This window comes from Nostoc sp. UIC 10630, assembly GCF_010747425.1.
Taxonomy (GTDB): Bacteria; Cyanobacteriota; Cyanobacteriia; order Cyanobacteriales; family Nostocaceae; genus Nostoc.
The window spans coordinates 1-1,436 of record NZ_JAAGOG010000434.1 but is presented as its reverse complement, the minus strand read 5'-3'; the positions used below and the strand labels follow the sequence as shown (position 1 = coordinate 1,436).

Sequence of the window (1,436 nt, the reverse complement as noted above, 5' to 3'; positions counted from 1 at the left end):
GGTTCTTCGGTTACTTTTATGGAGAATTAATAGAAAAGTGCCAGTTTAATAAACTGCGTAATCTAAAATTTCTAAAGTTACGAAAGCCATACCCAAGTCTTTTAATTAACTTGAGTTTATTATTAATTCCTTCTACAGTACCATTGGTAGTTCTGCCATCAAAATAACCGACTATTTCCCCAAACCATCTCACCATTGTCCCTAGACTTTTCGGGAAGTATGAACGTGCATCATACATCCAATCTAATAATTTTGTTATGCTATCTCCCCAAGATTTAGTGGTTTCAAATATCTGGCGAAATTGTTCTTTAAGTGCGTGCATTTTAGCGAGAGTCGGCGATACCTTTAACACGGAGTTTAATTTTGATTTTTGCTTGTCATTTAAAGAACATTCATTTTTAATTAAACTATATTTGCTTTTACTTAATGCCTCTAGTATGCGAGATTTTTCGGATTTATCTTTTAAGGATATTGCTGCTTTCTTCTCAGTTTTACGCATCCTATCTAATTCATCATTTACTTGTTTCATCACATGAAACCTGTCAGCAGTTATGTTAGCATTTGGCATTAAATCTTCTACTAAACTTTTATAAGGCGACCAGAGATCAATACTCACTTCTTCTATTTGATTAAGTACTTCAAATCCCCAGCCAGCAATTACTTCACGGATATCTTCTATTCGTCGTGATTGCACTATTTCAATTGGCTTATGAGTATCTAAATCCACTAATACTGCTAAGTAGTTTCCTTGCCCTTTAACTAAAGCTATTTCATCTATTCCTAACTTTTTTACCTGACTTAAGTTAATATTTAATATTTGTGACACAAGATTATTTAACATTGATTCTACTTCTTCATCACTCAATCCATTCCTTTCGGCAACACTATGAATGTTACTATTTAATACTTGTTGTACTATGTCTGTTGCTAATCTTTTTGTATATCCTTTACTTTTATCTACAAAATCTAGTTTCTCACTAAAAACTTTTTTACATTTATGACATTTGAACTGGCGACGATTTATTTTTAAGAGTACTGGCTTTTTACTCCAAGGTAAATCATGAATCATCCGCCAATGATTTTGATGTATACTCTGAGTAATTTGCCCACAAAATGGACAAGTCGAATAGTTAAAGCTTTTTTCTATCGTTATAATTATTTCTTCCCCTTCAATTTCTTGAAAATCTAATACTTTCATATCGGGCAGATTCAGGATTTGCTCTACAGTAAATTTCATAGCGATACTTACGGCACACTGCGTGAACGCCTTAAATTTTACTGTGTTATATTATAAATCATGCTGATTGGATTATTTTACTATACGTGAAACGGCTGTAATACTTATACAGTATATATTTCAAGGATTAGCATTATTAAAAGGTAGTTACTAAAATTTACTGAAATTTAGTAACTACCATAAAAGTACCGGAAGAACC

1 protein-coding gene is annotated in these 1,436 nt (G+C 32.2%); it reads right to left on the bottom strand.

Annotated elements, in window-relative coordinates:
* Positions 1-16: 16 nt before the first annotated feature.
* Positions 17-1,237, bottom strand: a complete 1,221-nt coding sequence (locus G1O98_RS38200; RefSeq protein ID WP_163939650.1) for an ISL3 family transposase — start codon at positions 1,235-1,237, stop codon at positions 17-19.
* Positions 1,238-1,436: the final 199 nt, after the last annotated feature.

Coding starts and splice junctions, on each gene's coding strand:
- G1O98_RS38200 (WP_163939650.1), bottom strand. CDS start 1,237: ATGAAATTTACTGTAGAGCAAATCCTGAATCTGCCCGATATGAAAGTA.